Genomic DNA, 26,063 nt, shown 5'->3' on the forward strand with positions numbered 1-26,063 from the left:
ATGAACCAGGACAATCTGATCGAAATCCGCGATCTGGCGGTCGAGTTCGTCAGCGGCGACAAGCGCCAGCGGGTGGTCGAGGGTGTGAGTTTCGATATCCGCCGTGGCGAAACCCTGGCCCTGGTCGGCGAAAGCGGCTCCGGCAAGTCGGTGACCGCGCATTCGATCCTGCGCTTGCTGCCCTACCCTTTGGCCAGCCACCCGCACGGCACCATCCGCTATGCCGGCGAAGACCTGCTGCATCTCAATGAACGACGCATGCGCAGCCTGCGCGGCAATCGCATCGCGATGATCTTCCAGGAGCCGATGACCTCGCTCAACCCGCTGCACAGCGTGGAAAAGCAGATCAACGAAGTGCTGGCCCTGCACAAGGGCCTGAGCGGCCAGGCGGCCACTGCGCGCACGCTGGAACTGCTGGAGCTGGTGGGTATCCCCGAGCCGCGCAAGCGCCTCAAGGCCCTGCCCCATGAGCTCTCCGGCGGCCAGCGGCAGCGGGTGATGATCGCCATGGCCCTGGCCAACGAGCCGGAGCTGCTGATCGCCGACGAACCAACCACCGCGCTGGACGTCACCGTACAGCTGAAGATCCTCGAACTGCTCAAGCAACTGCAGGCCCGCCTGGGCATGGCCCTGCTGCTGATCAGCCATGATTTGAACGTGGTCCGGCAAATCGCGCATCGCGTATGTGTCATGCAGCGCGGTTCCATCGTCGAACAGGCATCGTGCGATGAATTGTTCCGTTCGCCCCGGCATCCGTACACGCGGATGCTGATCAACGCCGAGCCCAGTGGCGCCCCTGCGGGCAACCCGCCAGGCCCGGCCTTGCTGGAGGTGCAAGACCTGCGCGTGTGGTTCCCGATCAAAAAGGGCCTGTTCAAGCGCACGGTCGACCACGTCAGGGCGGTGGATGGCGTAGACTTCAGCCTGCCCCGCGGGCAGACGCTGGGTATCGTCGGTGAAAGCGGGTCGGGCAAGTCGACCTTGGGCCTGGCGATTTTGCGTCTGCTGAGCAGCCAGGGCGAGATCCGCTTCCAGGGGCAGTCGCTGCAGGGCCTGGGGCAGCAGCAGGTGCGCCCGCTGCGTCGGCAGATGCAGGTGGTATTCCAGGATCCGTTCGGCAGTCTCAGCCCGCGCATGTCGGTGGCGGAGATCGTCGGTGAAGGCCTGCGCATCCATGGCATCGGCACCCCGGCCGAGCAACAGGCCGCGATTATCGCGGCGCTCGAGGAAGTAGGCCTGGACCCGGAAACCCGGCATCGTTACCCTCACGAGTTTTCCGGGGGACAACGGCAACGTATCGCCATCGCCCGAGCGCTGGTGTTGAAGCCGGCGCTGATTCTGCTGGACGAGCCCACTTCGGCGCTCGACCGGACGGTACAGCGCCAGGTAGTCGAGCTGCTACGCTCGCTGCAAGCCAAGTACAACCTGACGTATCTGTTCATCAGCCATGACCTGGCTGTCGTCAAGGCGCTGAGTCACCAGTTGATGGTGATCAAGCAAGGCAAAGTGGTCGAACAGGGTGCGGCCGAGGCTGTTTTCGCCGCACCGCAACATCCTTACACACAGCAGCTGCTGGAAGCCGCCTTCATGGCACCAGTGGCTGTCGATTAACCTGAAGAGGAACAACACATGGGTTTTCTCGCCGGTAAGCGCGTCCTGATCGTCGGTGTCGCCAGTAAACTGTCCATCGCATCCGGCATCGCTGCCGCCATGCACCGCGAGGGTGCTGAGCTTGCCTTCACCTATCAGAACGACAAGCTCAAGGGCCGTGTCGAAGAGTTCGCGGCAGGCTGGGGTTCGAGCCCGGAGCTGTGCTTCCCTTGCGACGTGGCCAGTGATGAAGAAATCGCCAAGGTCTTCGAAGCGCTGAGCAAGAAGTGGGACGGCCTGGACGTGATCGTCCACTCGGTAGGCTACGCACCGGGCGACCAGCTCGACGGCGACTTCACCGACGCCACCACCCGCGACGGTTTCCGCATCGCTCACGACATCAGCGCCTACAGCTTCGTAGCCCTGGCCAAGGCCGGTCGCGACATGATGAAAGGCCGCAACGGCAGCCTGCTGACCCTGTCGTACCTGGGCGCCGAGCGCACCATGCCGAACTACAACGTGATGGGCATGGCCAAGGCCAGCCTGGAAGCCGGTGTACGTTACCTGGCCGGCAGCCTCGGCCCGGAAGGCACCCGCGTCAACGCCGTATCGGCCGGTCCGATCCGTACCCTGGCGGCTTCCGGTATCAAGAACTTCCGCAAGATGCTCTCCGCCAACGAGGCCCAGACCCCACTGCGCCGCAACGTGACCATCGAAGAAGTCGGCAACGCCGCCGCCTTCCTGTGCTCCGACCTGGCTTCGGGTATCAGCGGTGAAATCATGTACGTCGACGGCGGCTTCAACACCACCGCGATGGGTAACATCGAGGAATAAGCCCAGGCTTTTTCCAGACGCAAAAAAAAGGCCGCCCCCAGGGGACGGCCTTTTTTTTGGCTTCAAGCCATTAGCTGTAAGTGGATCGCGTTGCCGGGAGAAAGTCTTTCAGGCAACGCGATCAGCTTTCCACTTTTAGCTTACGGTTTGTAGCGGTTCTCAGTACTTCTCGATCTTGGCCTTGTGCTCAAGCTCCGCACGGTAAGCCGCGAAGTCCTGCTGCCCGGCACGCGAAGCCAGGAAGCGACGATACTGCGCCTTCTCCTCATCGCTCGGTGCAGCGGCCTCGTTGACACCCTTCAGGCGCACGATCACGAAGCTGCCGTCGCGCGCGCTCAGGCTGGCGTACTCGGGCTTGTCCTTGCCAGCCGGCTTGGGCATGCGGAACAGGGTCTGCAGCACCGCCGGGTCGACACCGTCCTGGGCGCGGCTGACCGCCTCCAGCACCTTCCACTCGACGCCATCCTGACGAGCGGCCAGCGGCACGCTGCCATCGCGCAGGCCGGCGAGCAGCTTCTCACCCTTGTCCTTGGCCGCAGCACTGGCCTTGTCTTTGACCAGTTGGGTGCGAATCGCGGCAGCGACCTGCTCCAGCGGCAGCTGCTCTGGCTGGCGGTGCTCTTTCACACGCACCACGACGACCGTGTCAGGGTCCAGTTCCAGGGTGCTGCTGTTGGCGCCCTCTTCCAGCACTTCAGGGCTGAACGCGGCCTGGATCACCGAACGGTTGGCCGTCAGGCCTTCGCCACCTTCACGCCCGAATGGCGCGGTGGTCTGCACCTTCAAACCGAGCTCCTGGGCTGGCTGGGCCAGATCGGACGATTCGAAAGCCGAGTCCTGCAGCTGTTTGGTGGCCTCGACGAACTTCTGCTCGACCTGCTGCGACTTGAGGTCGGCGGTCAGCTTGTCCTTGAGACTGGCGAAGCTGGGCACCGAGGGTGCTTCGACGCCGAGCAGCTTGATCAGGTGCCAGCCGTAATCGCTGCGTACCGGCTGCGAGACCTGGTCCTTGTTCAACGAGTACAGCGCGGTTTCGAACGCCGGGTCGTAGACACCCTTACCGGCATAGCCCAGGTCACCACCTTTGGCCGAGGAGCCTGGGTCCTGGGAAAACTCCTTGGCCAGCTTGGCGAAGTCCTCGCCCTTGGCCAGACGCTGCTGGACTTCTTCCAGCTTGGCCTTGGCCTGCTGATCGCTGACCTTGTCGTTCACCTCGATGAGGATATGCGCGGCGCGACGCTGCTCGGTGAGGTTGGCGATTTCGTGCTCGTACGCTGCCTGCAGGTCGGCGTCCTTGACCTGGACCTTGTCGAAGAACGACGACTTCTTCAGTTCCACGTAGTCCAGCACCACTTCCTCGGGGCTCATGAACTCCTTGGCGTGCTGATCGTAGTGGGCCTTGACTTCATCGTCGCTGACCGACACGCCAGCGGTGCTGGCGGGAATGGTCAAGGTCGCGGAATCACGGGTCTGCTTCTCCAGGCGGGCGAATGCCTCGACCTGAGCGTCAGTGACGAATGCACTGCCCGCAATACCGGCACGAGTCTGGGCGATGAGCATTTCCTGGGTCAGCATCTGCCGGAATTGCAGGCGGTTATAGCCCAGCTGGCGGATGACCTGGTCGAAGCGATCGGCATTGAACTTGCCGTCGACCTGGAATTCAGGTGTGGCCAGCAGTTGCTGGTCGATCGCCTGCTCGGAGAAAGCGAACTTGTCGTCGGCAGCAGCCTGAAGCAGCAGCTTGCGATCGATCAGGCCCTTGAGCGCCGACTCACGCAGCAGCTTCTCGTCCAGCAGCGCGGGATCGAAGTCCCGACCCAGTTGCTGGACCAGTTGCTGGGCCAACTGGCGACGTTGCATGTCGACTGCCTGGCTCAGTTCGTTCTGGGTCACCTCTTCGCCGTTCACCTCGGCAGCATTCTGCTTGCTGCCATTGTGGGTGAACATCGCTTCGATGCCCGTCAGGGCCATCAGCGCAACGATGATCCCGATAATTGTCTTGGCAATCCAGCCTTGTGAATTGTCCCTGATGTTCTGCAGCATGCGTCCCCCAGAACGGTTGAACTCACGAACCAACCGCGGAGCGTGGGTAGATAGCGGATAGAAGAAAGGCGCATCAGAGGATGCGCCTTCCCGTAAATCGCGGAGCGGAAGGTCTCGAACCTTCCGCTACCGGCTCGCGTCTGACGCGAACCGGCGCGCCAAGGCCGAAGAGAAGCTTAGTTGACTGCTTCTTTCAGAGCCTTGCCAGCCTTGAATACTGGCTTCTTGGCGGCAGGGATTTCCAGGGTCTTGCCAGTCTGTGGGTTACGACCTACGCGAGCAGGACGGTCAGTAACGGAGAACGTACCAAAGCCAACCAACACAACCGAGTCGCCAGCCTTCAGAGCGCCAGTGACGGATTCGATCACTGCGTCCAGCGCGCGGCCAGCAGCAGCTTTCGGGATATCAGCAGATGCAGCGATAGCATCAATCAGTTCCGACTTGTTCACTCTAAGTCCCCTTATCTCTATATGGAGTATGTTTCTAAGTTTTTGGTGTTAAGCAAAACGAGCGCTGAATGGACGGCTATGGCTTGCCTTAAAGAGCCGCTTTATAACAAGCGGCCCAAAAAGCTGTCAAGAAAGCCCATTCAGACTTAATGCGTGCTAATTCTTTCCTTAGAGTCAGACTCGCGTTTTTCATCCTTCGCCACTCTGTCCGGAGCCACATCCGGCAAGGGCTCAGGGGCGTATTGCAGCGCAATTTGCAGGACCTCGTCAATCCATTTAACGGGTTTGATCTGCAAGTCTTGCTTGATGTTGTCAGGAATTTCCTTCAAATCCCGTACATTTTCTTCAGGGATGATTACTGTCTTGATTCCGCCACGATGAGCGGCCAGTAATTTCTCCTTCAGGCCACCGATGGCCAGCACCTGACCTCGCAAGGTGATCTCACCCGTCATGGCCACATCGGCACGTACCGGAATCTGCGTGAGTGCCGAAACCAGAGCGGTGCACATGCCGATACCGGCACTCGGACCATCCTTGGGGGTCGCCCCTTCAGGCATGTGGATATGCGTGTCGTGCTTCTCGTGGAAGTCCGAAGCGATGCCCAGGCTGCGCGCGCGGCTGCGCACCACGGTCTGCGCTGCAGTGATCGACTCGACCATCACATCGCCCAGCGAACCGGTCTTGATCAACTGGCCCTTGCCAGGAACCACGGCCGACTCGATGGTCAGCAGCTCGCCGCCTACCTGGGTCCAGGCCAGGCCGGTGACCTGGCCGATCTGGTCCTGTTGCTCGGCCAGGCCGTAGCGGAACTTGCGCACGCCCAGGTAATGCTCGAGGTTGTCGGCAGTGACCTTGATGGCGAATTTCTTGTCCTTGGCGTGCTCCTTGACCACCTTGCGGCACACCTTGGCGATCTGCCGCTCCAGGCCACGCACACCGGCTTCACGGGTGTAGTAGCGGATGATGTCGCGGATGGCCTTCTCGTCGAATTCCAGTTCGCCCTTCTTCAGGCCGTTGGCCTGGGTCTGCTTGGGCGACAGGTACTTGACCGCGATGTTGATCTTCTCGTCCTCGGTGTAGCCCGGCAGACGGATGACTTCCATACGGTCGAGCAGCGCCGGCGGGATGTTCATCGAGTTGGAGGTGCACAGGAACATCACGTCCGAGAGGTCGTAGTCGACTTCCAGATAATGGTCGTTGAAGTTGTGGTTCTGCTCGGGGTCGAGGACCTCCAGCAGCGCCGACGCCGGGTCGCCACGCATGTCGCTGCCCATCTTGTCGATCTCGTCGAGCAGGAACAGCGGGTTGCGCACACCGACCTTGGTCATCTTCTGGATCAACCGGCCCGGCATCGAGCCGATGTAGGTGCGGCGGTGGCCACGGATCTCGGCTTCGTCACGCACGCCCCCCAGGGCCATGCGTACGAACTTGCGGTTGGTGGCACTGGCAATGGACTCGGCCAGCGAGGTTTTGCCGACGCCGGGAGGGCCGACCAGGCACAGCACAGGGCCACGGATTTTCTTGACCCGTTTCTGCACGGCGAGGTATTCGAGAATCCGTTCCTTGACCTCTTCCAGGCCATAGTGATCGGAGTCGAGGATTTCTTCGGCGCGGGCCAGGTCAAGGCGGACCTTGCTCTGGGCCTTCCACGGCACCTGGACCAGCCAGTCGATGTAGGAGCGCACCACAGTGGCCTCGGCAGACATCGGCGACATCTGCTTGAGCTTGTTCAGCTCGGCCGTGGCCTTGGCCAGCGCGTCCTTGGGCAGGCCGGCGGCATCGATGCGCTTCTTCAGCTCTTCGATCTCGTTGTGGCCTTCGTCGCCATCGCCGAGTTCCTTCTGAATGGCCTTCATCTGCTCATTCAGGTAGTACTCGCGCTGACTGCGCTCCATCTGTTTCTTGACTCGCCCACGGATGCGCTTTTCGACCTGCAGCAGGTCGATCTCGGCATCCAGCAGCGCCAGCACGTGCTCGACACGCGCAGACAGGTCGATGATTTCGAGGATTTCCTGCTTCTGTTCGATCTTCAGCGCCATGTGCGCAGCCATGGTGTCGACCAGGCGGCCAGGCTCTTCGATGCTGTTGAGCGAAGACAGGACTTCGGAGGGCACTTTCTTGCCCAATTGGACGTACTGCTCGAATTGTGACAGCAGGCTACGGACGAAGACTTCGGACTCGCGGTCTGGCGCTTCGACCTCGTCGATCAGTGCCACTTCGGCACGACAATGACCGTCGACCTCCATGAATCGCTCGACGCTGCCGCGCTGCTCGCCCTCGACCAACACCTTGACGGTGCCATCGGGCAGCTTGAGCAGTTGCAGGACGGTTGCGACGGTGCCGACACCATACAGGGCCTTTTCGCCCGGGTCGTCGTCCGCCGGATTTCTCTGCGCGAGCAGAAGGATCTGTTTGTCACCCGTCATCGCCGCCTCAAGGGCTTCGATGGACTTCTCGCGCCCCACGAACAGCGGGATGACCATGTGCGGATAGACCACAACATCACGCAATGGCAAGAGAGGCAGTTCGATGGTGGCTTTCATGATTTCGCCTCTACAGCGGCCAGACGGCCGTGGACAGATGGAATGAGCTTGAAACCAAGATGGGGGCTGCGCCGCAAAAATACAAGCCTTGGTGTCTCGTTCCGGTAATAGTAACGGTTTAATTTACCGGGCCGGCTTGCTGAAGCAGATGCCACGAACGGGCACTTCTGAAAAGCGAAAGGGGCCAAGCAGGCCCCTTCGCGTCGACGCACAGGTACTTACCCACCCGACTCAGGCGTCGGGTGCCGCCTTGGCGGTTGGCTCACTGTTCTCATAGATGAGCAGCGGCTTGGACGAACCTTCGATGACACTTTCGTCGATCACCACCTTGCTCACGTCGGTCTGCGACGGAATTTCGTACATGGTGTCGAGCAGTACGCCTTCGAGAATCGAACGCAGGCCACGAGCACCGGTCTTGCGCTCCAGGGCGCGGCGAGCCACGGCCTTGAGTGCATCGGTACGGAACTCGAGGTCCACACCCTCCATTTCGAACAGCTTGCCGTATTGCTTGGTCAAGGCGTTCTTAGGCTCGGTGAGGATCTGGATCAGCGCCGCTTCATCCAGCTCGTCCAAGGTCGCCAGTACAGGCAGACGGCCGACGAACTCGGGAATCAGGCCGAACTTGACCAGATCGTCCGGCTCGACCTCACGCAGCGACTCGCCCACTTTCTTGCCCTCTTCCTTGCTGCGCACTTCGGCATTGAAGCCGATGCCGCCGCGGGTCGAGCGGTTCTGGATGACTTTTTCCAGCCCCGAGAAAGCACCACCGCAGATGAACAGGATGTTGCGGGTGTCGACCTGCAGGAACTCCTGTTGCGGATGCTTGCGACCACCTTGCGGCGGAACCGATGCAACCGTGCCTTCGATGAGCTTCAGCAAGGCCTGCTGAACGCCTTCGCCGGAGACATCCCGAGTGATCGAAGGGTTGTCGGATTTGCGCGAGATCTTGTCGATTTCGTCGATATAGACAATGCCCATCTGGGCCTTTTCTACGTCGTAATCACATTTCTGCAACAGCTTCTGAATAATGTTCTCCACGTCCTCGCCCACATAACCGGCTTCGGTCAGGGTGGTGGCGTCGGCAATGGTGAACGGCACGTTCAGCAGGCGTGCCAGGGTTTCGGCGAGCAGGGTCTTGCCCGAGCCGGTAGGCCCGATCAGCAGGATGTTGCTCTTGCCCAGTTCGACGTCGTCGTTCTTCTTGTCGCGCTGGTTCAGACGCTTGTAGTGGTTGTAAACCGCTACCGCGAGCACCTTCTTGGCTCGCTCCTGACCAATCACGTACTGGTCGAGGATACCGCTGATTTCTTTAGGCGAAGGCAGTTTATGCGCGCTGCTCTCGGCCTGGGCTTCCTGCACCTCCTCACGGATGATGTCATTGCACAGGTCGACGCACTCGTCGCAGATGAAGACCGAGGGGCCGGCAATCAATTTGCGCACTTCATGCTGGCTTTTGCCGCAGAAGGAGCAATAGAGCAATTTACCGTTGTCCTCGCCGTTGCGGGTGTCAGTCATTCGATCGATCCAATCCGATAGGCTTGCAACACAAGATGAAGGCTCTTGCGGGCTTTTTCAAGTCCGCAGGCGGTCAGTTCCCGGACCGCCCACATCCCATGCTGCTCAGGCAGGCATTTCACGCTTGGTGATGACGGAGTCGATCAGGCCGTATTCGGCTGCGCGCTCCGCACTCATGAAGTTGTCGCGCTCGGTGTCGCGCTCGATGGTTTCCAGGCTCTGACCGGTGTGCTCGGCCAGCAGGGTGTTCAGGCGGTGACGAATGTGCAGGATCTCGCGGGCGTGGATATCGATGTCCGACGCCTGGCCCTGGAAACCGCCCAGGGGCTGGTGAATCATCATCCGCGAGTTCGGCAGGCAGTGACGCTTGCCCTTGGCACCACCGGCGAGCAGGAAGGCGCCCATGCTGCAGGCCTGGCCGATGCAGATGGTCGACACGTCCGGCTTGATGAACTGCATGGTGTCGTAGATCGACATGCCCGCAGTCACCGACCCGCCAGGGGAGTTGATGTACAGATGGATATCCTTGTCCGGGTTTTCCGCTTCCAGGAACAGCAGCTGAGCAGCGATCAGGTTGGCCATGTAGTCTTCGACCGGCCCGACCATGAAGATCACCCGCTCCTTCAGAAGGCGCGAGTAGATGTCATATGCACGCTCGCCACGGGCGGACTGCTCGATAACCATCGGGACCAGGCCGCCAGCGGCCTGGATGTCAGAGTTGTGCTGAAAATAAGAATTGCGGGACATGTCCTGCATTCACTCCCAAATAGTCGAGTCTTGAATACGCACAAGCCAGCGCGAAGGCTGGCTTGTGAGTGTGTTCGCACGAAAGAGAGAAATCAGTCGGCTTTTGGAGCTTCCACCGGCTTGACCGCTTCTTCGTAGGAGACCGCTTTGTCGGTCACGCTAGCTTTCTGCAAAACAGTATCTACAACTTGCTCTTCCAGCACAACCGAACGAACTTCGTTCATCTGCTGTTCGTTCTTCTGGTACCAGGCGACGACCTGCTCTGGCTCCTGGTAGGCCGAAGCCATTTCCTGGATCATTTCCTGTACGCGGGCTTCGTCAGGCTTGAGGTCGAACTGCTTGACCACTTCAGCAACGATCAGGCCCAGCTCGACGCGGCGCTTGGCCTGCTCTTCGAACAGCTCGGCTGGCAGTTGGTCCGGCTTGATGTTGCCGCCGAACTGCTGAACGGCCTGCACGCGCAGACGGTTGACTTCGTTGTCCAGCAGCGCCTTTGGCACTTCGATCGGGTTGGCGGCCAGCAGACCGTCCATGACCTGGTTCTTGACCTTGGACTTGATCGCCTGACGCAGCTCGCGCTCCATGTTCTTGCGAACTTCGGCGCGGAAGCCTTCCAGACCGGTTTCCTTGATACCGAACAGCTTGAAGAACTCTTCGTTCAGTTCAGGCAGCTTGGGCTCGGAAACGCTGTTGACCTTGACGGTGAACTCGGCAGCCTTGCCGGCCAGCTCGAGGTTCTGATAGTCCTCTGGGAAGGTCACGTTCAGAACGCGCTCTTCACCGGCCTTGGCGCCTACCAGGCCGTCTTCGAAACCTGGGATCATGCGGCCGGAACCCAGAACCAGCTGGGTACCGTTGGCCGAACCGCCGGCGAAGGCTTCGCCGTCGATCTTGCCGACGAAGTCGATGTTGACCTGATCGTCGTTCTGCGCAGCGCGCTCGACTTCTTCGAAACGGACGTTCTGCTTGCGCAGGATGTCCAGCATGTTGTCCAGGTCGCTATCAGCGACTTCAGCCGACAGGCGCTCTACGGCGATGGAATCGAAGCCCGACACGGTGAACTCGGGGAAAACCTCGAAAGTGGCGACGTATTCCAGGTCCTTGCCCTTCTCGAAGGACTTGGGCTCTACGGACGGCGCACCCGCCGGGTTCAGCTTCTGCTCGACGACAGCTTCATAGAAGGTGGCCTGGATCAGGTCGCCCAGCGCTTCCTGGCGAGCGCCATCTTCGAAGCGCTGACGGATCACGCTCATTGGCACCTTGCCTGGGCGGAAGCCCGGGATCTTGGCCCTGCGTGCAGTCTGTTGCAGACGCTTGTTGACTTCGGTCTCGACGCGCTCGGCAGGCACGCCAATGGTCATGCGACGCTCGAGAGCAGAAGTGTTTTCAACAGAAACTTGCATGGATATTCCTCGTTGCACAGACGTTAGCCGGCGTTTCCGACCCCAGAATCAAGGGCATGCATTCTAGTGGGTCGAACTCAAGAAGTCACCCTAGTGAAAAAGGGCAATTGAAGAGGATCGAAATCGGTTGCCAGGCAGGAAAAGCCAAATAGCGGCCACCTCCCCCGGCAACCTGTCTACCTCGGCCCCCATGGCAAAGGGGGCAACGACACCCGGGCACCATCGATTCCATCGGATGGCCCGCCCTCCGTGACCGACGGCATCGGCACGGGAAGCAGAAACCCGTCTCCTGAAACAAAAAAAGCCGCTCCAGGGCGACTTAGTTTGCTTGCAGGCAGAACCCAATAGGATTCCGGACTGCATGTATCGTGGTGCGGAAGAAGAGACTCGAACTCTTACGCCTCGCGGCGCTGGAACCTAAATCCAGTGCGTCTACCAATTTCGCCACTTCCGCGCGACCGGTCTTAAAGCAAAGGCGCCAGACCATTTGATCTGGCGCCTTTTCTGAATATGGGGTGGACGATGGGGATCGAACCCACGACAACAGGAGTCACAATCCTGTGCTCTACCAACTGAGCTACGCCCACCATATTGCATTTACTTGTGCCAAAGCTGCCTTCATATGGCGCACCCGGCAGGACTCGAACCTGCGACCATCCGCTTAGAAGGCGGATGCTCTATCCAGCTGAGCTACGGGCACTTATATAATCTGCATCTTGAACGACGACAAATTAAAGGCTTCAAGCCATCTCGGTCCAGCATCTAACTTGACCGATCTGACCAGCATTAACCAGTTCCGATCTTCATCAGCGCTGGGCTCTGCCCGACAAGTGCGACGAATCTTATAGACGCCCCTGAGACCCGTCAACTCTTTTTTAAAAAAAATTCAGTCAGATAAAGGAGTTAGCTGAATATGCCAGCCGAGCGCCTTTGCCCTGACGCGATGGCGTGAGAGAATGCGCGCTCATTTTTTCCCCTACGATGGTTAATCACCCGTCATGACTGCAAAACTAATCGACGGCAAAGCGATCGCCGCCGGCCTGCGCCAGCAGATCGCCCAACGTGTCGCCGAACGCCGCCAGCAGGGCCTGCGCACGCCGGGCCTTGCGGTGATCCTGGTGGGCAGCGATCCCGCCTCCCAGGTCTACGTCTCGCACAAGCGCAAGGACTGTGAAGAAGTAGGCTTCCTCTCCCAGGCTTATGACCTGCCCGCCAGCACCAGCCAGGCCGAGCTGAGCGACCTGATCGACCGTCTGAACGACGACGCTGCGGTCGACGGCATTCTGCTTCAGTTGCCGCTGCCCGCCCACCTGGACGCTTCGCTGCTGCTCGAGCGCATCCGCCCGGACAAGGACGTCGATGGCTTCCATCCTTATAACATCGGCCGCCTGGCACAGCGCATCCCACTGCTGCGCCCCTGCACGCCAAAGGGCATCATGACCCTGCTGGAAAGCACCGGTGTCGATCTCTACGGTCTGGATGCCGTGGTGGTAGGTGCGTCGAACATCGTCGGTCGGCCGATGGCCATGGAACTGCTGCTCGGCGGCTGCACCGTGACCGTGACCCACCGCTTCACCCAGGACCTGGCCAGCCACGTGGCGCGAGCCGACCTGGTGGTGGTGGCCGCCGGCAAGCCAGGCCTGGTCAAGGGCGAATGGATCAAGCCAGGTGCCATCGTCATCGACGTCGGCATCAACCGCCAGGAAGATGGCAAGCTGGTCGGCGACGTGGTCTACGAGACCGCCCTGCCCCGCGCCGGCTGGATCACTCCGGTACCCGGCGGCGTTGGCCCGATGACCCGCGCCTGCCTGCTGGAGAACACTCTGTACGCGGCGGAAACCCTGCACGACTGAGTGTTACAGGCATAAAAAACGGCACCTTCGGGTGCCGTTTTTCGTTCATGCCGCTGCGTCAGTCAGCCAGACGCCAAGTCGTACCGCCCTTGCCATCTTCCAGCACCACGCCCATGGCCGTCAGCTGGTCGCGGATACGGTCGGACTCGGCCCAGTTCTTCTCTGCACGTGCTGTCAGGCGTGCCTGGATCAGCGCTTCCACCTGCGTCGCATCCACCTTGCCTTCGGCACCGGCACGCAGGAACTCGTCGGCATCCAGCTGCAGCACACCCAGTACGCTGGCCAGCTGCTTCAGGCGCGCCGCCAGCCCCGCCGCCGCAGCCGGATCGCTATCACGCAGGCGGTTGATCTCACGCACCAGGTCGAACAGCACGGCACAGGCCTCGGGAGTACCGAAGTCGTCGTCCATCGCCGCCTTGAAGCGCTCGACGAAGGCTTCGCCGCCAGCCGGCTCGGCACTCGGTAATCCTTTGAGGGCGTGATAGAAACGCTCCAGCGCACCCTTGGACTCGCGCAGGCTGTCTTCGGAATAGTTGATGGCGCTGCGGTAGTGGCTGGATACCAGCAGGTAGCGCACCACCTCGGGGTGGTATTTTTCCAGCACGTCGCGGATGGTGAAGAAGTTGTTCAATGACTTGGACATCTTTTCGCCATTGATACGGATCATCCCGCAGTGCATCCAGGCATTGGCGTAGGTCTTGCCGGTCGCCGCCTCGCTCTGCGCGATCTCGTTCTCGTGGTGCGGAAACTCCAGGTCGCTGCCACCACCGTGAATGTCGAAGGTCTCGCCCAGGCAGCAGGTCGACATCACCGAGCATTCGATATGCCAGCCCGGCCGACCCGCGCCCCAGGGCGAATCCCAACTCGGCTCGCCCGGCTTGGCGCCCTTCCAGAGCACGAAGTCCAGCGGATCTTCCTTGGATTCGTCGACCTCGATCCGCGCACCGATACGCAGGTCTTCGATCTTCTTGCGCGACAGCTTGCCGTAGCCCTGGAATTTGCCGACCCGGTAGTACACGTCGCCGTTGCCCGGGGCGTAGGCGAAGCCCTTGTCGATCAGGGTCTGGATCATCGCGTGCATGCCGGGAATATGCTCGGTGGCACGCGGCTCCATGTCCGGTTTGAGGATATTCAGGCGCGCCTCGTCCTCGTGCATCGCGGCAATCATGCGCTCGGTCAGCTGGTCGAACGCCTCGCCATTGTCACGCGCCCGACGGATGATCTTGTCGTCGATGTCGGTGATGTTGCGCACATAGGTCAGGTCGTAGCCGCTGAAACGCAGCCAGCGGGTGACCAGGTCGAAGGCCACCATACTACGGCCATGCCCGAGGTGGCAGTAGTCGTACACGGTCATACCGCAGACATACATGCGCACCTTGTTGCCATCCAGCGGCTTGAAGACTTCTTTGCTCTTGGTGAGCGTGTTGTAGATCGAAAGCACGTTGTTCCTACCTCAAGTGGCGTAAAGCCGTACCTCAGTTCCAGGAGTCGCGGAGCGTCACGGTACGGTTGAAGACGGGACGGCCCGGTTTCGAATCCTTGATGTCGGCGCAGAAATAGCCTTCGCGCTCGAACTGGAAACGATCCTCCGGCTGCGCCTGGGCGAGCGAAGGTTCGGCACGACAACCGGTCAGCACTTGCAGGGAGTCGGGATTGATGTTGTCCAGGAAGCTTGCGCCCTCCTCGGCCTTTTCTGGCGTCGGGGAGCGGAACAGACGGTCATAGAGACGGACTTCGCACTCGACGCTCTCGGCGGCCGGCACCCAGTGGATCACGCCCTTGACCTTGCGACCCTCGGGGTTCTTGCCCAGGGTGTCAGGGTCGTAGGAGCAGCGCAGCTCGACGATATTGCCGTCAGCGTCCTTGATCGCCTCGTCGGCGCGGATCACATAGCTGCCGCGCAGGCGCACTTCGCCGTTGGGTTCCAGGCGCTTGTAGCCCTTGGGCGGCTCTTCCATGTAGTCGTCGCGGTCGATGTACAGCTCGCGGGAAAACGGCAGCTCGCGCATGCCCATGTCTTCCTTGGGGTGACGCGGCAGCTCCAGCGTCTCGACCTGCCCCTCGGGGTAGTTGGTGATCACCACCTTGAGCGGGCGCAGCACGCACATGGCACGCGGTGCGTTGCGGTCCAGATCGTCACGGATACTGAATTCGAGCATGGCGAAGTCGACCACACCGTCGGAACGGTTGGTGCCGATCATCTCGCAGAAGTTGCGGATCGACGCCGGCGTGTAGCCGCGGCGGCGGAAGCCCGAGAGCGTCGACATGCGCGGGTCGTCCCAGCCGTTGACGTGCTTCTCGTCCACCAGTTGCTTGAGCTTGCGCTTGCTGGTCACGGTGTAGCTGAGGTTCAGGCGCGAGAATTCGTACTGACGTGGCTTGCACGGCACCGGCAGGTTGTTCAGGAACCAGTCGTACAGCGGACGATGGCCTTCGAATTCCAGGGTGCAGATCGAATGGGTGATGCCTTCGATGGCATCCGACTGCCCGTGGGTGAAGTCGTAGTTGGGGTAGATGCACCACTTGTCACCGGTCTGGTGGTGGTGGGCATGGCGGATGCGGTAGAGGATCGGGTCGCGCAGGTTCATGTTCGGCGAGGCCATGTCGATCTTGGCGCGCAATACCCGGGCGCCATCCTCGAACTCACCGGCCTTCATGCGCGCGAACAGGTCGAGGTTCTCTTCGACGCTGCGCTCGCGAAACGGGCTGTTGCGTCCTGGCTCGGTCAGGGTGCCGCGGTATTCGCGGGCCTGCTCGGGGGTCAGGTCATCGACATAGGCCTTGCCGGCCTTGATCAGCTCCACCGCCCAGTCGTGCAACTGGTCGAAGTACTGCGACGCATAGCGAACTTCGCCGGCCCACTCGAAGCCCAGCCACTTGACGTCGCTCATGATGGCATCGATGTACTCCTGGTCTTCCTTGGCCGGGTTGGTGTCATCGAAGCGCAGGTGGGTCACGCCGCCGAATTCCTGGGCCAGACCGAAGTTCACGCAGATCGACTTGGCATGGCCGATGTGCAGGTAACCATTGGGCTCTGGCGGGAAACGCGTCACGATCTGACTGTGCTTGCCCGAATCCAGGTCGGCCTGCACGATCGGGCGCAGGAAATTGGTGGGAGCGACAGGGGCTGCCTTGGCGTTCGCGGCGGACTCGGGGGTGGGCTTGCTCATAGGATCCTTGGACTTCAGGCGCACGGCCAGGAGGGGCCGGCAAATCAAAGCGTCTATCATAGCCGATGCTGTCAAGCCCCTGACAACAGGCAGTGCGAAAACACGACGCACAAGGATCGATGCGCATTAAAAACCCTGAAATATGTAACCAGCACGTTAAACTGCGCGTCAGGGTGGAATCGCACCTGTCCATGCATACACCAAGAGAGCGACTTTTTATGTCCAAAGTGAAACTGACCACCAACCACGGCGAGATCGTCCTGCAGCTCAACGCCGAAAAGGCGCCGCTGACCGTAGCGAACTTCCTGGAATACGTGAGTGCCGGTCACTACAGCAATGTCATCTTCCACCGCGTCATCGGCAACTTCATGATCCAGGGCGGCGGTTTCGAACCTGGCATGAAAGAGAAGAAAGACAAGCGCCCAAGCATCCAGAACGAAGCCGACAACGGCCTGCCGAACAAGAAGTACAGCATCGCCATGGCCCGTACCATGGACCCGCATTCGGCCTCGGCACAGTTCTTCATCAACGTGGCCGACAACAGCTTCCTCAACCACACCGGCAAGACCACCCAGGGCTGGGGCTACGCAGTATTCGGTGAAGTGATCGAAGGCCAGGACGTCGTCGACAAGATCAAAGGCGTGGCCACCACCAGCAAGGCCGGCCACCAGGACGTACCGGTCGATGACGTGATCATCGAAAAAGCCGAGACCGTTGAGTGATTCTGCTGATCTCCGATCTGCATCTGGAAGAAGAGCGCCCGGACATCACCCGGGCGTTTCTGGATCTGCTGGCCGGCCCGGCTCGCCAGGCCCAGGCACTGTATATCCTCGGGGATTTCTTCGAAGTCTGGATAGGCGACGATGCCATGTCGCCCTTCCAGGCGTCGATCTGTGCAGCACTGCGCCAGCTCAGCGACGCCGGCACGCGGATCTTCCTGATGCACGGCAACCGCGACTTCATGATCGGCCGACGATTCTGCAAGGCCGCCGGCTGCACCCTGCTCAATGACCCCACGGTGGTGGCCCTCAATGGCCAGCCCGTGCTGCTGATGCACGGCGACAGCCTGTGCACCCGCGACGTCGGCTACCAGAAGATGCGTCGCCTGCTGCGCAACCCGCTGAGCCTGTTCATCCTCCGTCACCTGCCACTCAAGACCCGCCAGAAGCTGGCCCGCCGGCTGCGCAACGAAAGCCAGGCCAAAACGCGCATGAAGGCCAATGACATCGTCGATGTCACGCCCGAAGAAGTGCCACGCATCATGCGTGCCTTCGGAGTCCGTACGCTGATCCACGGCCACACTCACCGCCCGGCGATCCACAAGCTGCAGATCGACGAGCACACCGGCCAGCGCATCGTGCTGGGCGACTGGGATCGCCAGGGTTGGGTCCTGCAGGCCGATGGCCAGGAATTTGCCCTGCACACCCTGGACTTCAGCGCCCAAACCCCGCTGCGTCTCGCCTGCCAATAGCCGCGCTGGCTCACGGCAGGCTGTCCACGACCCGTCCGCGACACTCACCAAAGCCGATCGATACCACTCCCGGTGCGCGACAGCGCGCGCGCAAGATCACCTCATCGCCGTGTTCGAGAAACAGCCGTTGCTCGCCATTGCCCAGCACCAGCGGCACCTTGCCGCCCTGGGTCATCTCCAGCAGGCTGCCATGCTGGCCCACCTGTGGCCCGGACAGCGTACCGGTGCCGAACAGGTCGCCAGGCCGCAGGCTGCAACCGTTTACCGTGTGGTGCGCAACCATCTGCGCCAGCGTCCAGTACATGTACAGGGTATTGCTCAGTGCAACGCGCTGCGCGGCCAGCCCATCGCGGCGCATCCGTTCGGTGTGCAGCAGCACCTCCAGTTCGATATCCAGTGCTCCCGTGCGCTGGTCCGCCGGGTCGTCAAGGTACGCCAACAGTGGCGGGTCGCCCTCAGGGCGGGACGGCTGTGGGCGCCGGAAGGGCTCCAGCGCCTGCGGGCTGACCACCCAGGGCGACAGGCTGGTGGTGAAGCTTTTCGACAGAAACGGCCCCAGCGGCTGGTACTCCCAGGCCTGGATATCACGCGCCGACCAATCGTTGAGCAGGCACAGCCCGGCGATGTGTCGGCCGGCATCGGCCAGCGCAATGGGCTGGCCGGTGGCATTGCCAGGGCCGATCCAGACCCCGGCCTCCAGTTCGAAATCCAGGCGTCGCGAGGGGCCGAACAGCGGGGCCTGGCCTTCGCCGTTGGGCAACTGACCACAGGGCCGCCGCACCTCGGTGCCGGACACGCAGAGGGTCGAAGCGCGGCCATGGTAGGCGACCGGCAGGTACTTGTAGTTGGGCAGCAACGGGTTGTCGGGGCGAAACAGCCGACCGACGTTCAGGGCGTGATGGATACCGGCATAGAAGTCGGTGTAGTCGCCGACCCGGGCTGGCAGATGCATCCGGCACTGGCTCATTGGCAGCAACAGCGGCTCCAGCCTGGAACGCTGCGGGCTGGCCTCGTCCAGCAATTGCATGAGTGCAGTGCGCAAGGCCTGGTGCGCATCGGCCCCCAGGGCGAAATAGGCATTGAGCGATTCGCCTGCGGCGGCCTCGGCGGCCTGACCTGCCAAGCCGGCGAACAGACCGGCGGCGAGTACCGCTTGCAGGTCGAGGACCCAGTCACCGATCGCCACGCCGCCCCGGCGCCTGTCGTCACCGTGACTGAAGATGCCCAGGGGCAGGTTCTGCAAGGGAAAGTCCGGATGACCGTTGGCCGACTCCACCCAACTCAGGCGGCAGGATGCTGCGTTCATGAAGCGGCCTCCGGTTTGAAGGTACGGGCCATGCCCTCCCAGCAACGGTCGTAGTCCATCTGCCGCTGCGGGCACTGCAGCGCCTCGCCGGTGGGCCGTAGCACCTGCCCGGTCTCGAACATGAAGGCCAGGGTACCGTCGATCTTGTGCGGCTGCAGGTGCGCGGCCATGGCCACCTGCACCGTGGCGTTGTCCGGCCCATGGGCGCTCATGCGGTTGTGCAGGGACGCACCGCCGGGCAGGAAGCCGTCGGCCTTGGCATCGTAGACCCCTTCGATCAGGCCCATGAACTCGTTCATCAGGTTGCGGTGGAACCACGGCGGGCGAAAAGTGTGTTCCGCCACCATCCAACGGGGTGGAAAGATCACGAAGTCCACATTGGCCTGCCCCGTCACGCTGCCCGGCGAGGTCAGAACCGTGAAGATCGACGGATCCGGATGATCGAAGCTCACCGTACCCAAGGTGTTGAAACGCCGCAGGTCGTACAGGTACGGCACCAGATTGCCATGCCAGCCCACCACATCGAACGGCGAGTGATCCAGCTCGGTGGCCCACAGCTGGCCCATGAACTTCTGCACCAGTTGCATGGGTTGCTGGCAATCCTCGAACCAGGCGCAGGGCGCGAGGAAATCACGCGGACTGGCCAGGCCATTGCTGCCGATGGGGCCGAGATCCGGCAGACGCAGCGGGCTGCCGTGATTTTCGCAGAGGTAACCGCGAGCGCTGCCGTCGGGCAGCTCGATGCGAAACTTCAGCCCTCTGGGCAACAGCACAATCTGCCAGGGCGCGGCTTCCAGCACGCCCAGTTCGGTGATGATGCGCAAGCGGCCTTGCTGCGGCACCAGCAGCCACTCACCGTCGGCATCGAAGAATGCCCTGTCCATGCTGCGGTTGGCGGCGTATAGGTAAACCGTCACGCCTTCGGCCTGTGCGGCAGGCGCCGTGCGTGCCATGGCCACCAACCCGTCGAGCAGGTCGACGGATTCGCTGGGCATCGGCAGTGGACGCCAGCGCAGGCGGTTGGGGTCGGCCGGGCCATCTTCCTGGCCACGCAGCTGGCGCTTCAGCAGCTCGAAGCGGCCATGCGCCGCCGACGGCAGAATGCGATACATCCAGGTACGTCGCGCTTCGCTGCGCGGCACGGTGAACGCGGTGCCGGACAACTGCTCGGCGTACAGGCCCAGCGGGTGGCGCTGGGGCGAATTCTGCAGTCGCGCAACGGCGCCTGGCAAAGCCTCGCTGGTGAAATGATTGCCGAATCCCGACTGGTAGTCCGGCACGGCAGGGACATCGGTAGCCGCAGGCATGCGGGCCTCCTGGAAAGCATTGTTATTGTGGTGGTTCCAACATGCGGACCGCGTTCAGTCCTGAGCCAGCACGCCCCGGCGGATCTGATCGCGCTCGATGGACTCGAACAGTGCCTTGAAGTTGCCTTCGCCGAAGCCCTCGTCGCCCTTGCGCTGGATGAATTCGAAGAACACCGGCCCCAGCAGCGTCTCGGAGAATATCTGCAATAGCAGGCGGCGCTGCCCGCCCTCGCTGGAGCCATCGAGAAGAATGCCGCGCGCCTTGAGTTCATCGGCCGGCTCGCCATGCCCCGGCAGGCGCTCTTCGAGCATTTCGTAGTAGGTGTCCGGCGGTGGCGACATGAAGCGCATGCCCAGCGCCTTGAGGGCGTCCCAGGTGCGCAGCAGGTCGTCGGTAAAGAACGCGACGTGCTGGATGCCTTCGCCGTTGAACTGCATGAGGAACTCTTCGATCTGCCCGGCGCCTCGGGAAGACTCCTCGTTCAGCGGAATGCGGATCAGGCCATCCGGAGCGGTCATGGCCCGGGAGGTCAGGCCGGTGTACTCGCCCTTGATGTCGAAGTAGCGCAGTTCGCGGAAGTTGAACAGTTTCTCGTAGAAACCGGCCCAGTAGGCCATGCGCCCGCGGTACACGTTGTGGGTGAGGTGGTCGATGAACTTCAGCCCGGCGCCGACCGGGTGGCGGTCGACCCCTTCGATGAAGTTGAAGTCGATGTCGTAGATGGACGTGCCCTCGCCGAAGCGGTCGATGAGGTACAGCGGCGCCCCGCCGATTCCACGGATCGCCGGCAGGCGCAGCTCCATGGGGCCAGTGGGAATTTCCAGCGGCTGGGCACCCAGTTCCAGGGCGCGCCGGTAGGCATGGTGGGCATCCTTGACGCGGAACGCCATGCCACACACCGACGGGCCGTGCTCGGCGGCGAAGTACCAGGCCAGGCTGTGGGGTTCGTGGTTGACGATCAGGTTGATGTCACCCTGGCGATACAGGGTCACGGCCTTGGAACGGTGGGTGGCCACCTGGGTGAAGCCCAGGCAGTGCAGCACCGGCTCGAGCACGCCTGGAGTGGGAGCGGCAAGCTCGATGAATTCGAAGCCCATCAGCCCCATCGGGTTGTCGTACAGATCAGCCATGGTCTGGCTCCTTGCAGAAAAGTGAGAACGGCGGGTAACCGGAATCAGCTTTCCAGCGGCGGCGCACAGGAAATCCCGCGCACGCTACGCGCGAGAAAATCCCCGATGAGCAACTGCAAGGCACCTGTCTTCATGCCTCCAGACTAGCCCGGCTTGTCCGGGCGTGCATGAAAAATGCTGGCCCAGCCGCTATGCTGCCAGACCCGGAGGCGCTCCCCCGGCCTTCTACCCCCGCCGAAACAAGGACCCCGCATGAAAAGCAAAGCCGTGCTGACCCAGACCGAAACCAGTCAGATCCTCGCTGCCGCCCGGCAGGAAGCCCTGGCCAACGCCTGGGCGGTGTCCATCGCCATCGTCGATGATGGCGGCCACCTGCTGGCCTTCGAACGCCTGGACGGTGCCAGCCCGATCAGCAGCTACATCAGCATGGAAAAGGCGCGCACTTCGGCACTCGGCCGTCGCGAGTCCAAGGGTTACGAAGAAATGGTCAACGGCGGCCGCACCGCCTTCCTCAGCGCCCCGCTGCTCACCTCGCTGGAAGGCGGCGTGCCAGTGATCGTCGATGGCCAGGTGATCGCCGCCGTGGGGGTGTCCGGGGTGCGTTCAGACCAGGACGCGCAGGTCGCCAAGGTGGGTATCGCCGCGCTGAACACCGACTGACAGGCCCTGACGCGCACCGCAGCAAGGCTGTGGCGGATGCCGCCTTCAGGATTGCCATCCACGGACAACCCTCAAGGATCCGCCCATGACGGACTACATCACCCGGCACCGTCTCAAGGTCGCCACAGCACTGCAACGTTTCATTGACGACCAGGTCTTGCCGGGCACCGGACTGCACGCCGAGGCCTTCTGGGAAGGCTTCGCCGATCTGGTCCATGAACTGGCCCCGCTTAGCCGCGACCTGCTCGCCGAGCGCGAACGCCTGGCGGCGCTCTTGAATGACTGGACAGCGGCCAACCCGGCACCACGCGACCCCGGTGCATGGCGCGACTGGCTCATCGAGTGCGGCTACCTGCACTCGCCCCCTGCGCAGGTACGCGTCAGTTCGGCGAATCTGGACCTGGAAATCAGCGACCTGGCCGGTCCCCAGCTGCTGGTAGAAGGCACCGACCGCGCGGCGCTGCTCGACGCCCAGCAGGCACGCTGGGGCTCGCTTTACGATGCGCTGTACCAAAGCGACGCCGACCAACACAGAGCGCCCGCGACCTCTGCGCATGACCCCCAGCGCCTGGCCCGCGTGGTGGTGCAGGTGCGCGAATTGCTCGACCGCTTCGTGCCCCTGGCGGTGGGCAGCCATATCGATGCCCGGCGCTACCGGGTGCGTCAGGGCCAATTGAGCGTCAGGCTGGCACGCGGCGAAGAAACCGCGCTGCGCTCCCCGGAGCACTACCTGGGCCACCGGGGCAACCCGGACCAGCCCGACGCAGTGCTGCTCCGGCACCACGGTCTGCACCTGGAACTGCGCTTCGACCCACAGAGCCCGGCCGGCGGTGGCGACATCGCGACCCTCGCCGACGTGCGCCTGGAAACGGCGCTGACCGCCCTGGTGGACATCACTGACCCGCTGCCGACTGTCGATGCGGCCGGCCCGCTCAAGACCTACGGCAACTGGCTGGCACTGATGACCGATACCCTTGCCAGCGAGCCATCGACCAAGGACAGGGCCAGGCCGATGCCGGCCCATGACCTGCGCTACCAGGGCAGCGCCGGTGGCGAGCTGCTACTGCCAGCCCGGCCGCTGCTGGCGCTGCACGTCAATGCCCTGCAGGTGAATGGCCCGGCGCTGCTCGATGTGCAGGGCAACCCGGTCAGCCAGCTGATCGTCGACGCAACGCTGGGCAGCCTGATCGGCCTGCATGACCGACAACGCCGGGGCAATTCACGTACCGGCAGCCTCTACCTCAGCGTTCCGAACCTGCAAGGTTGCCAGGAAGCGGCCTTCGTCCAGCTGTTGTGCCAGCGCATCGAGACCCTCCTTGAGCTGCCGGAGTACACGCTCAAGCTGGGCCTGGTCGACGAGCACTGGCGCACCAGCCTCAACCTCGAAGCCTGCCTGCAGGCCATCGCGCCGCGCCTGGCCCTGCTGCGCGGCCCACTGGAGCACGCCCGGCCCTCGGCGCAATGCCCGGCCTGGCAGGCGACGGCCACCCAACGTCGCCGCGCCGTGGCAATGGCCTGCGGACTGCGTGGACGTGTGCAGCTCGGGGTCGGGCCGTGGTCGCCGTTGCAGCTCGACGAACGCCGCCAGGCGCTGCACGACGGCATCGGCACGGGACTGGTCGACACGCCACTGGCGGCGACCCTGCATGCCCTGGACTACCACGAGGTCGATGTACGCGAGCGGCAGGCCGGCCTGGAATCGCAAGCGTGGGCAGAACGCTGCACACACCTGCTGCAGAATCTGCTCGACCAGCCTCCGGAATGAACCCGCACGCCGGCGGCTGCCGGTAGAATCGCCGCGACGATCACGCGACAGGAGCGGCGATGGACAAGTTGCTGGCGATACGGATGTTCATCGAGACGGTGGACGCCCAGGGGTTTTCTGCTGCGGCGCGCAAGCTGGGCCTGGCCACGTCCTCGGTCAGCCGCGCCGTCGATGCCCTGGAGCATGACCTGGGGGCCACCCTGCTCAACCGCTCGACGCGGCAGATCTCGGTCACCGAAGCCGGTGCGCGCTATTACCAGAAAGCCCGCCGGGTCCTGGACGACCTGGCCGACGCCGATGCCCAGGTTTCCGATCGGGGCAGCGAGCCGGTGGGCCGTTTGCGGGTCTGCGTACCCGTGGAGTTCGGGCGCCAGCGCATTGCGCCGCATCTGGGGCGCTGGTTGGCGCGCTACCCGGCACTGGAGCTGGACCTGAGCCTCAGTGACCGCCTGGACGATCTGCTCGACGGACGCTTCGACGTGGCCATTCGCCTCGGCGCTGCGGCATCCGATGCCGATATGGTGTGCCGCCCGCTGGGGGAGTTTCGCCGCTGGGTGGTGGCCAGCCCCGCCTACCTGGCCAGTCGGGGGATACCGCAGGCACCACAAGAGCTGGCCGGCCATGAGTGCCTGCGCTTCAACTACGCCTCGACGCGCCCGCTGTGGCGCTTCAACCAGCCCGGCGGTCAGGTGGAGGTGGCGGTACAGGGGCGACTGTGCAGCGACAATGCCGATGTGCTGCGCCAAGCCGTTCTGGATGGCCTGGGCCTCGCGCTGCTGGCTGACTGGCTGGTGGCAGCGGACGTTGCCGCCGGACGGCTGGTGCGCGTACTCGACGACTGGGAATGCGGACCTGAGCATGCCCGGAGCCAGATCAACGCGCTGTACCTGCCGAATCATCGCGGCTCACGGCGAGTCGGCGCCTTCATGGAATTCCTCGAAGGACTGCTCAACGAGGCACCGCGCTGAGCAGTTTTGCGTTTTTCACAACGATGCATTGCCTGGAAAGATAATTCTCTAAAAATTTCGCAAAACTTAATCTGAGCCGGTTCCTTACCCTGCGGAGAACCGCCATGAGCCTTACCCTCGCCCATTCACCCGCGCCGGCACTGTCGCGCTGGCTGGTGACCCTGTTCGCCTTCTGCTGCGGCGCCATCGTCGCCAATATCTACTATGCACAACCCATCGTTGGCCTGATCGCCGCGCAACTGGGCCTGGGCCCGTCCAGCGCCAGCCTGATCGTCTCGCTGACCCAGATCGGCTACGCCGCCGGCCTGCTGCTGCTCGTCCCTCTGGCCGATCTGCTGGAAAATCGTCGCCTGATGATCGGCGCGTCACTGGCCGCCGCGCTGTGCCTGTTGCTGGCCGGCACCACCGAGCACGGTAGCGTGTTCCTGGCCCTGTCCCTGGCGCTGGGATTCAGTTCCGTAGCGGTACAGATGCTGGTACCAATGGCCGCGCACATGGCCCCCGAAGAAAGCCGCGGGCAGGTGGTCGGCACCATCATGGGCGGTCTGTTGCTCGGCATTCTGCTGGCCCGCCCTCTCTCCAGCCTGGTGGCCGATCACCTGGGCTGGCGCATGGTGTTCATCGGCGCCGCCGCGCTGATGCTGGGCATCGTCGTGCTGCTGGCGGCGCTGGTGCCACCGAGAATGCCGAGCCACCGTGCCAGCTATGCACAGCTGATGAGTTCGCTACTGGGCCTGCTGCGCCGCCACCCACGGCTGCGTCAGCGTTCGGTGTACCAGGCGCTGATGTTTGCGGCCTTCAGCCTGTTCTGGACCGCCGTCCCGCTGGAGCTGATGCACAGCCATGGACTGAGCCAGAGCCAGATCGCCCTCTTCGCCCTCGTCGGTGCGATAGGTGCCATCGCAGCGCCTATCGCTGGGCGTCTGGCCGACGCCGGGCATACCCGGCGTGCCTCGCAACTGGCCATGGGCCTGGCGCCCCTGGCCCTGCTGCTGGGCCTCTGGCAGCCCGGCACCAGCGTCATTGGCCTGGCGCTGACCGGGATCCTGCTGGACTTTGCCGTGCAGATGAACATGGTCCTGGGACAACGCGAGGTCTACGGCCTGGATGCGGCCAGTCGCGGGCGCCTCAACGCTCTGTACATGACCAGCATTTTCATCGGCGGCGCCGGTGGCTCGGCGCTGGCCGGCCTGCTGTATCAACAATTCGCCTGGAGCGGCATCGCCGCCGTCGGCGCTGTCCTTCCTGCCCTGGCGCTGCTGCTGTTCAACCGCGACCTGCGCGGTGCTGCAAGTTGCTGAACGATCG

20 protein-coding genes and 3 tRNA genes are annotated in these 26,063 nt (G+C 62.6%); 9 read left to right on the plus strand and 14 right to left on the minus strand.

The genetic code is table 11. The features are described from left to right. Positions 1-1,611 carry an ABC transporter ATP-binding protein gene (locus tag RRX38_RS07600; protein ID WP_295476896.1) on the plus strand — a complete coding sequence of 537 codons (1,611 nt, stop codon included), beginning with the start codon at positions 1-3 and terminating at the stop codon, positions 1,609-1,611. 18 nt (positions 1,612-1,629) lie between these two features. Next, a complete protein-coding gene (fabI, locus tag RRX38_RS07605) occupies positions 1,630-2,424 on the plus strand; it encodes an enoyl-ACP reductase FabI (protein ID WP_315962118.1) in 795 nt (264 codons plus the stop codon). A 159-nt stretch (positions 2,425-2,583) separates the two neighbouring features. Here fabI and RRX38_RS07610 read toward each other — a convergent pair whose 3' ends face one another. The 9 genes from RRX38_RS07610 to RRX38_RS07650 form a co-directional block, all read right to left on the minus strand. Continuing rightward, the gene (locus tag RRX38_RS07610) at positions 2,584-4,467 is read right to left on the minus strand and encodes a SurA N-terminal domain-containing protein (RefSeq protein ID WP_315962119.1); all 1,884 of its coding nucleotides are present in this window, start codon (positions 4,465-4,467) and stop codon (positions 2,584-2,586) included. 176 nt (positions 4,468-4,643) lie between these two features. Continuing rightward, positions 4,644-4,916 (minus strand): HU family DNA-binding protein, encoded by a 273-nt coding sequence (locus tag RRX38_RS07615; RefSeq protein ID WP_045489741.1) that lies wholly within the window; start codon positions 4,914-4,916, stop codon positions 4,644-4,646. Positions 4,917-5,062: 146 nt separating this feature from the next. Next, complete coding sequence (lon, locus tag RRX38_RS07620; protein WP_295476889.1) at positions 5,063-7,459, minus strand: endopeptidase La; 2,397 nt, start codon at positions 7,457-7,459, stop codon at positions 5,063-5,065. 231 nt (positions 7,460-7,690) lie between these two features. Further along, the gene (gene clpX, locus RRX38_RS07625; protein WP_295476887.1) at positions 7,691-8,974 is read right to left on the minus strand and encodes an ATP-dependent Clp protease ATP-binding subunit ClpX; all 1,284 of its coding nucleotides are present in this window, start codon (positions 8,972-8,974) and stop codon (positions 7,691-7,693) included. Between the two features lie 105 nt (positions 8,975-9,079). Then, entirely contained in the window at positions 9,080-9,721 is a 642-nt protein-coding gene (gene clpP, locus RRX38_RS07630; protein ID WP_295476885.1) for an ATP-dependent Clp endopeptidase proteolytic subunit ClpP, read from the minus strand. A gap of 92 nt (positions 9,722-9,813) precedes the next feature. Further along, positions 9,814-11,124, minus strand: a complete 1,311-nt coding sequence (gene tig / locus RRX38_RS07635) for a trigger factor (protein ID WP_295476883.1) — start codon at positions 11,122-11,124, stop codon at positions 9,814-9,816. A 369-nt stretch (positions 11,125-11,493) separates the two neighbouring features. Beyond that, positions 11,494-11,578: transfer RNA gene (locus RRX38_RS07640), tRNA-Leu, on the minus strand. Positions 11,579-11,635: 57 nt separating this feature from the next. Further along, a tRNA-His gene (locus tag RRX38_RS07645) sits at positions 11,636-11,711 on the minus strand. A 36-nt stretch (positions 11,712-11,747) separates the two neighbouring features. Beyond that, a tRNA-Arg gene (locus tag RRX38_RS07650) sits at positions 11,748-11,824 on the minus strand. A 298-nt stretch (positions 11,825-12,122) separates the two neighbouring features. On the opposite strand from RRX38_RS07650, the gene folD reads away from it, so the two are divergent. Next, complete coding sequence (gene folD, locus RRX38_RS07655) at positions 12,123-12,977, plus strand: bifunctional methylenetetrahydrofolate dehydrogenase/methenyltetrahydrofolate cyclohydrolase FolD (RefSeq protein WP_315962120.1); 855 nt, start codon at positions 12,123-12,125, stop codon at positions 12,975-12,977. Positions 12,978-13,035: 58 nt separating this feature from the next. Here folD and cysS read toward each other — a convergent pair whose 3' ends face one another. Beyond that, positions 13,036-14,418: a cysteine--tRNA ligase gene (cysS, locus tag RRX38_RS07660; RefSeq protein WP_315962121.1), complete on the minus strand. Its 1,383-nt coding sequence runs from the start codon at positions 14,416-14,418 to the stop codon at positions 13,036-13,038. A 34-nt stretch (positions 14,419-14,452) separates the two neighbouring features. Further along, complete coding sequence (locus tag RRX38_RS07665; RefSeq protein WP_295476876.1) at positions 14,453-16,147, minus strand: glutamine--tRNA ligase/YqeY domain fusion protein; 1,695 nt, start codon at positions 16,145-16,147, stop codon at positions 14,453-14,455. A gap of 218 nt (positions 16,148-16,365) precedes the next feature. Between RRX38_RS07665 and RRX38_RS07670 the strand changes: the two genes are divergently transcribed. Both RRX38_RS07670 and RRX38_RS07675 read left to right on the plus strand, forming a co-directional pair. Further along, complete coding sequence (locus tag RRX38_RS07670) at positions 16,366-16,869, plus strand: peptidylprolyl isomerase (protein WP_295476874.1); 504 nt, start codon at positions 16,366-16,368, stop codon at positions 16,867-16,869. Beyond that, positions 16,866-17,618, plus strand: coding sequence for a UDP-2,3-diacylglucosamine diphosphatase (locus RRX38_RS07675; protein WP_315962122.1), 753 nt, complete (start codon positions 16,866-16,868; stop codon positions 17,616-17,618). The genes RRX38_RS07670 and RRX38_RS07675 overlap by 4 nt, the downstream gene beginning before the upstream one ends. A gap of 10 nt (positions 17,619-17,628) precedes the next feature. Here the strand turns inward: RRX38_RS07675 and fahA are convergent, their stop codons facing one another. The 3 genes from fahA to hppD are packed head-to-tail and all read right to left on the minus strand — an operon-like array spanning position 17,629 to position 21,362. Beyond that, positions 17,629-18,924: a fumarylacetoacetase gene (gene fahA / locus RRX38_RS07680; protein ID WP_315962123.1), complete on the minus strand. Its 1,296-nt coding sequence runs from the start codon at positions 18,922-18,924 to the stop codon at positions 17,629-17,631. Further along, positions 18,921-20,231 carry a homogentisate 1,2-dioxygenase gene (hmgA, locus tag RRX38_RS07685; RefSeq protein WP_315962124.1) on the minus strand — a complete coding sequence of 437 codons (1,311 nt, stop codon included), beginning with the start codon at positions 20,229-20,231 and terminating at the stop codon, positions 18,921-18,923. The genes fahA and hmgA overlap by 4 nt, the downstream gene beginning before the upstream one ends. A 54-nt stretch (positions 20,232-20,285) precedes the next feature. After that, entirely contained in the window at positions 20,286-21,362 is a 1,077-nt protein-coding gene (gene hppD, locus RRX38_RS07690) for a 4-hydroxyphenylpyruvate dioxygenase (protein ID WP_295476866.1), read from the minus strand. A 252-nt stretch (positions 21,363-21,614) separates the two neighbouring features. Between hppD and RRX38_RS07695 the strand changes: the two genes are divergently transcribed. From RRX38_RS07695 to RRX38_RS07710, 4 genes are all read left to right on the plus strand, one after another. Continuing rightward, the gene (locus RRX38_RS07695) at positions 21,615-22,022 is read left to right on the plus strand and encodes a heme-binding protein (protein WP_295476864.1); all 408 of its coding nucleotides are present in this window, start codon (positions 21,615-21,617) and stop codon (positions 22,020-22,022) included. Between the two features lie 85 nt (positions 22,023-22,107). Then, positions 22,108-23,787, plus strand: a complete 1,680-nt coding sequence (locus tag RRX38_RS07700; protein WP_315962125.1) for a malate synthase G — start codon at positions 22,108-22,110, stop codon at positions 23,785-23,787. Between the two features lie 59 nt (positions 23,788-23,846). Then, positions 23,847-24,755 (plus strand): LysR family transcriptional regulator, encoded by a 909-nt coding sequence (locus RRX38_RS07705; RefSeq protein ID WP_315962126.1) that lies wholly within the window; start codon positions 23,847-23,849, stop codon positions 24,753-24,755. A 104-nt stretch (positions 24,756-24,859) separates the two neighbouring features. Beyond that, a complete protein-coding gene (locus RRX38_RS07710) occupies positions 24,860-26,056 on the plus strand; it encodes an MFS transporter (RefSeq protein ID WP_315962127.1) in 1,197 nt (398 codons plus the stop codon). Positions 26,057-26,063: the final 7 nt, after the last annotated feature.

Source organism: Pseudomonas sp. DTU_2021_1001937_2_SI_NGA_ILE_001, from assembly GCF_032463525.1.
Lineage (GTDB): Bacteria > Pseudomonadota > Gammaproteobacteria > Pseudomonadales > Pseudomonadaceae > Aquipseudomonas.

What these genes read in the sequence shown, in the direction of transcription:
- fabI (WP_315962118.1), top strand. Translation starts at nt 1,630, where the DNA reads ATGGGTTTTCTCGCCGGTAAGCGCGTCCTGATCGTCGGTGTCGCCAGT.
- hppD (WP_295476866.1), bottom strand. Translation starts at nt 21,362, where the DNA reads ATGGCTGATCTGTACGACAACCCGATGGGGCTGATGGGCTTCGAATTC.
- RRX38_RS07695 (WP_295476864.1), top strand. Translation starts at nt 21,615, where the DNA reads ATGAAAAGCAAAGCCGTGCTGACCCAGACCGAAACCAGTCAGATCCTC.
- folD (WP_315962120.1), top strand. Translation starts at nt 12,123, where the DNA reads ATGACTGCAAAACTAATCGACGGCAAAGCGATCGCCGCCGGCCTGCGC.
- RRX38_RS07705 (WP_315962126.1), top strand. Translation starts at nt 23,847, where the DNA reads ATGGACAAGTTGCTGGCGATACGGATGTTCATCGAGACGGTGGACGCC.
- RRX38_RS07665 (WP_295476876.1), bottom strand. Translation starts at nt 16,147, where the DNA reads ATGAGCAAGCCCACCCCCGAGTCCGCCGCGAACGCCAAGGCAGCCCCT.
- RRX38_RS07670 (WP_295476874.1), top strand. Translation starts at nt 16,366, where the DNA reads ATGTCCAAAGTGAAACTGACCACCAACCACGGCGAGATCGTCCTGCAG.
- tig (WP_295476883.1), bottom strand. Translation starts at nt 11,124, where the DNA reads ATGCAAGTTTCTGTTGAAAACACTTCTGCTCTCGAGCGTCGCATGACC.
- clpX (WP_295476887.1), bottom strand. Translation starts at nt 8,974, where the DNA reads ATGACTGACACCCGCAACGGCGAGGACAACGGTAAATTGCTCTATTGC.
- RRX38_RS07610 (WP_315962119.1), bottom strand. Translation starts at nt 4,467, where the DNA reads ATGCTGCAGAACATCAGGGACAATTCACAAGGCTGGATTGCCAAGACA.
- hmgA (WP_315962124.1), bottom strand. Translation starts at nt 20,231, where the DNA reads ATGCCTGCGGCTACCGATGTCCCTGCCGTGCCGGACTACCAGTCGGGA.
- clpP (WP_295476885.1), bottom strand. Translation starts at nt 9,721, where the DNA reads ATGTCCCGCAATTCTTATTTTCAGCACAACTCTGACATCCAGGCCGCT.
- fahA (WP_315962123.1), bottom strand. Translation starts at nt 18,924, where the DNA reads ATGAACGCAGCATCCTGCCGCCTGAGTTGGGTGGAGTCGGCCAACGGT.
- lon (WP_295476889.1), bottom strand. Translation starts at nt 7,459, where the DNA reads ATGAAAGCCACCATCGAACTGCCTCTCTTGCCATTGCGTGATGTTGTG.
- RRX38_RS07700 (WP_315962125.1), top strand. Translation starts at nt 22,108, where the DNA reads ATGACGGACTACATCACCCGGCACCGTCTCAAGGTCGCCACAGCACTG.
- RRX38_RS07710 (WP_315962127.1), top strand. Translation starts at nt 24,860, where the DNA reads ATGAGCCTTACCCTCGCCCATTCACCCGCGCCGGCACTGTCGCGCTGG.
- RRX38_RS07600 (WP_295476896.1), top strand. Translation starts at nt 1, where the DNA reads ATGAACCAGGACAATCTGATCGAAATCCGCGATCTGGCGGTCGAGTTC.